Raw genomic sequence first — 4,655 nt, 5'->3', positions numbered from 1 at the left:
CATAGATAACGAAATCGGCGGTGCACCCTCCACTGGTGTAGGCGAAGAAGTGGTAAGGAATGTTGGCTCATTTTTAGTTGTAGAACTGATGCGCCAGGGTTATGCGCCAGAGGCCGCCTGCAAAGAAGCCGTGATGCGCATCATCAAAAAGAAACCCGAAACTGCCAAAAATATACAGGTTGGCTTTTTGGCCATCAACAAAAAAGGCGAATATGGTGCTTATGCCATTCAACAGGGCTTTAGCTACGCGGTTTGCAATGCAGAAAAGCAGGATTTACTGATCAAGGGAAAAAGTTATTATTAGGAAATCAATCCATCGGAACAAACTTTATTTATAATGGGTCTATTATCTAAAATTTTTGGGAAAAAGAATGTAGAAGAGCGTAAGGATGAACCGGATATGGTTTATGTTCCAAACGAAGATGAACGCATGAACTGGGCAATAGAAAAGGCCAATTTAACACTTTGGTATTTTGAAGAAAGTTTGGCTAAGCCCCAGCCCCATCATGCTTATTTTTCTATTAAAGTTCATATTGTAGACGGAGAAAACAGTGAGCATATTTGGCTAACCGAACCCCATTTTGATGATGAAGGCAATCTATTCGGTACGGTAGGTAATGAGCCGGTAAATGTGCGTACAGTAAAACTAAACCAGAAGATCGGAATCAACCGTGAGCTGATATCAGACTGGATGAGTATTGAAAATGGCCGTTTAATAGGCGGTTATACGATAAGGGCGATCAGAGATGGTATACCTGAAAAAGACAGAGCCGAATTTGATAGAAGCATTGGCATGTATATAGATGAAGGGGTAGATCATTTCAAAATGGACTTTGATACTCCGGAAGGTGCAATACTGGCTTTGGAAAATGCATATAATGCTAAGGATATTGATGCTGCAATAGCATGTAAAGATTTTTTCGAAGAAGCAAAAACCATGCTCTCTGTGATGCAAACAGAGTTTGATACTGACACTATCGCCGAAATGGCAGAAGTGCTTGAGTTATCTTTTATCAATAATATCGAAGAACATGGTTTTCCTGACTTTTCCGGTCTGCAGAATGCTTTTCCCGAACGTAAAAAAATTGATGATTCCCATTACGTAATTACCGAAGTTTGTTGGTTTCCCGATGGAGGAAAATCCGTACAGCTGCTTAATACCTATAAATCAGCAAAAGGATGGGTAGTTTTAGGCCCGGTTGATACAGCAGAATAATTTATTAATCTCCATATTTGAAGAAATGAAAAGTGAAGAGGTTTATCCGATCACCACAAATGCCTGTTTAGAAGTATGTGCAAATTCTTATGCATCGGCTTTAGCCGCACAAAAAGGCGGGGCTAAAAGAGCCGAGTTTTGTGATAATTTAGCTGAAGGAGGCACTACACCAAGTTATGCGCAGATTGCTTTGGCGAAGAAAAATTTATCCATAGAAATCTGGCCGATCATCCGTCCGAGGGGTGGCGACTTTCTATATTCGGATATCGAGTACGAATTAATTAAAGAAGACATAAAGATCTGCAAATCATTAAATTGCGAAGGTATTGTTATAGGTATTCTTAAGGAGGATGGTTCTATCGACAAGCAGAGATGTGCTGAACTTATCGAGCTAGCCAAACCTATGGATGTTGCTTTCCACAGGGCGTTTGACATGAGTAACGATATGGATCAGGCATTGGAAGATTTAATTGGGCTCGGTATCAAAAGGGTGCTCACTTCCGGAGGTGCATCTTCAGCAATTTTAGGTGCAGAAAAACTGTCGCAACTTATAAAAAAAGCTAATGGCTGCATCACAATCATGCCAGGGGCCGGAATAAACGAAAATAATATCCAACAATTGATAGCACAGACCGGTGCAACTGAATTTCATGCTTCGGCAAAAGAATTCGTTGAAAGTAAAATGAAGTTCAGAAATACGGAAAGTAAAATGGGCAGTATTGAAGATGAATACCGCTATGAATTAACTTCGGAAACTAAAGTGAAAGCATTGGTTGATTGTATCAACAGCCTGAATAATAGATAAATCTGAATTTACATACGGTAAATTTAGACCGCATAGAGATATATTAAGTTCCGGTTTTTATGCCTCCGTTCCCTGTTTTTTAATGAAATATTTTAATTCATTAAGATCATGTTTTTTTATATTTTTGGCGAAAACAAACGACAAAAAAAGCATGAAGAAAATCATCATTTTAATGACTCTCGTTTTGACTACATTTTTTGCCAAGGCGCAAGTTGATGTAATTACAAAACACAATGGCGAAACAATCAAAGGTAAGGTTGTTAAAGTTGAAGAATACGATGTTGTATTTAAATACGACGGAGAAGATTCTGACAATACTTTAGGAAAATATGCAATTGAAAAAATTGTATACGGAAAAAGTGGAAGGGTAGAAAACATTACAGAAAAGATAGTGGTTTCTACAGAAGACGACTGGGAAAAAGTTGTTATTTTAGAAGACAAGGCTTCGGCAACCGGATTAAAGAAAGTTGAAGAAGTTAGGGGGAAAACAGGTCTGATCAATTATCACACAGGTAATACCGGAGATAAAAAAGCAGAGAAAAAATTAAAAATGGAAGCTGCAAAAATTGGCTGTCCATTTGTGTTTTTAACCGACGATAAAAGTACTGTTGGTTCATCATCTAACAGGCTTGGCGGTTCGCAAAACATTAAAAAAGGAATTGCTTATAAGTATTAATTTCTTTTAAAAGCAAAACAAAAAAGAGGATAACCATAGGCTATCCTCTTTTTTGTGACTGTTATTACCCTCATTTGTAATGAGGACGTATGGAAATGTATTTTTATCGCTAATTTTTCATAAAATTTAACGCGATGGTTCGTGAAGACACAACCATGGAACACAAACCATGGAGTCTAGCCCAATGTTTCTTTCATCAAACGGGTATAAAATTCTTTTAGGGTAATACCCATCGCCGCTACCTGTTGCGGAATAAAACTCGTTGCTGTTTGTCCGGGAATGGTATTGATTTCGATAAAATAAAATTTCCCTGTTTCGTGTTCCAGGAAATAATCGACCCTAACCACCCCCCTGCAGTTTAATTTTTTATAAACATCGGTAACCACCTGTTGTACCCGCACCAATTCTTCATCGTTCATGCGGCCCGGGGTAATTTCTTCCGTAGATCCGGGGGTATATTTGGCTTCGAAATCAAAAAACTCATTCTGAGGGATCACTTCTGTGGTTGGTAATACCGTAATCTTTCCTTCGGCCCCAAAAACACCGATCGAAAACTCCCTGCCGCTCACAAATTCCTCGATCAAAATCTGCGTATCTTCCTTAAAAGCCTTTTCAATTGCCGCGTCCAGATCATCAGCATGTTTTACCTTACTCATGCCAATACTGCTTCCCCCACTGTTCGGCTTAACAAAATAAGGCAGCCTCAAATCTTCTTTAATCTTCGCTAAACTGTAATTTCCTCCTTTAAAAATCTGGACAGATTTAGCTGTATATAAATTTTCAATTCCTTCTACAATCGCTTTTGTATAGCCTTTGTTCATGGTGATGGATGAAGTTAAAGCATCGCAGGTAGTGTACGGGATGCCCAGCATATCGAAATAACCCTGTAGCTTTCCATCCTCACCGGGTGAGCCATGTATAGCAATAAAAACACCATCAAATTTTATTCTGCGGCCTTCAATGGTTAAAGAAAAATCATTTTTATCAATCTCAATTTTAACAGAATCGGCCGGTTCATAAAACCATCCTTTTTCGTTGAGCATAATCTTATAAACATCGTATAAATCGGGATCGATGTTCTGGGCAATCGTTGCTGCACTTTTTACCGAAACAACCCATTCGCCTGTGGTACCGCCTGTTAGCAACGCAATAGTTTTCTTCATGTCGGAAATCCTTTTATAAATAGAAATTGAATATAAATATATCCCCAAAAATATAAATATCTTTGTGCTTTAACCGCATTAACGGAACAATTATTGAAGGTTGAATAAGAGAATTAGTGAAGGAGTGAATGATTGAAGATTGAATGTTGAATTAGTGAAGATTTAAATATATATCGCGTGCCGATTATTCATTAATTATTAATTCTATCTATCATTCATTAATTGTATCAATCTTTCATTCAATATTCCATCAATAATTAAAATAGTTACATTTGAGCTTATACGCATAAACCCAATTTAAGATACATGTCTAAATTTATAGATTACTTAAAAACCAAATCGTTTAGAAACAACATTTTAGCTGCCGTAGGCACAGTTTTCGCCCTGCTATTGATCGCTTTTTTTAGTTTAAGGTATTATACCAAACATGGTGAAGGCTTAAATGTACCGATGGTAAAAGGCCTTCCTTTTGAGCAGGCGGTAAAAAAACTGGAAGATGCAGGATTGAAATATGAAGTCGATTCTGTTTTCATTATGGACCAGCCTGCCGGCATCGTAATTGATCAGGATCCGGATCCAAATACCTTTGTAAAAGATAACCGTACCATTTATTTAACCATTAACGCCGGCAAAACGCCAAATACGAAATTCCCTGATATCGCGTTTAAGACCCTGCGTGAGGCACAGGCCATTATCGAAAGTTCGCGTTTAAAATTGGGCGACACCACTTACAAACCGGATGTTAGCCGCGATGTGGTATTGGAAGCCTCTTTTGGCGGTCAACCGATTACTGCC

General features: G+C 38.2%; 6 protein-coding genes. 5 read left to right on the top strand and 1 reads right to left on the bottom strand.

Annotation, left to right across the window (positions count from 1 at the left end; translation table 11 throughout):
• From B2V92_RS15695 to B2V92_RS15680, 4 genes are all read left to right on the top strand, one after another.
• The coding region (locus tag B2V92_RS15695) for an isoaspartyl peptidase/L-asparaginase (RefSeq protein WP_293309801.1) at positions 1–304 on the top strand (304 nt) is incomplete at its 5' end.
• A gap of 33 nt (positions 305–337) precedes the next feature.
• Complete coding sequence (locus B2V92_RS15690; RefSeq protein ID WP_293309799.1) at positions 338–1,216, top strand: YegJ family protein; 879 nt, start codon at positions 338–340, stop codon at positions 1,214–1,216.
• A 25-nt stretch (positions 1,217–1,241) separates the two neighbouring features.
• The gene (locus B2V92_RS15685) at positions 1,242–2,021 is read left to right on the top strand and encodes a copper homeostasis protein CutC (RefSeq protein ID WP_293309797.1); all 780 of its coding nucleotides are present in this window, start codon (positions 1,242–1,244) and stop codon (positions 2,019–2,021) included.
• A gap of 151 nt (positions 2,022–2,172) precedes the next feature.
• A complete protein-coding gene (locus B2V92_RS15680; RefSeq protein ID WP_293309795.1) occupies positions 2,173–2,697 on the top strand; it encodes a hypothetical protein in 525 nt (174 codons plus the stop codon).
• Positions 2,698–2,873: 176 nt separating this feature from the next.
• On the opposite strand, the gene B2V92_RS15675 is transcribed toward B2V92_RS15680, so the two are convergent.
• Positions 2,874–3,860: a D-alanine--D-alanine ligase gene (locus B2V92_RS15675; protein WP_293309793.1), complete on the bottom strand. Its 987-nt coding sequence runs from the start codon at positions 3,858–3,860 to the stop codon at positions 2,874–2,876.
• A gap of 306 nt (positions 3,861–4,166) precedes the next feature.
• Here B2V92_RS15675 and B2V92_RS15670 point away from each other — a divergent pair.
• The coding region (locus B2V92_RS15670) for a PASTA domain-containing protein (RefSeq protein WP_293309791.1) at positions 4,167–4,655 on the top strand (489 nt) is incomplete at its 3' end.

It is taken from the genome of Pedobacter sp. UBA5917, from assembly GCF_002432345.1.
Lineage (GTDB): Bacteria > Bacteroidota > Bacteroidia > Sphingobacteriales > Sphingobacteriaceae > Pedobacter.
Note: the sequence above shows the minus strand (reverse complement) of the source record. Positions and strands in the feature narration are given on the sequence as shown.

Coding starts and splice junctions, on each gene's coding strand:
- B2V92_RS15690 (WP_293309799.1), top strand. CDS start 338: ATGGGTCTATTATCTAAAATTTTTGGGAAAAAGAATGTAGAAGAGCGT.
- B2V92_RS15685 (WP_293309797.1), top strand. CDS start 1,242: ATGAAAAGTGAAGAGGTTTATCCGATCACCACAAATGCCTGTTTAGAA.
- B2V92_RS15680 (WP_293309795.1), top strand. CDS start 2,173: ATGAAGAAAATCATCATTTTAATGACTCTCGTTTTGACTACATTTTTT.
- B2V92_RS15675 (WP_293309793.1), bottom strand. CDS start 3,860: ATGAAGAAAACTATTGCGTTGCTAACAGGCGGTACCACAGGCGAATGG.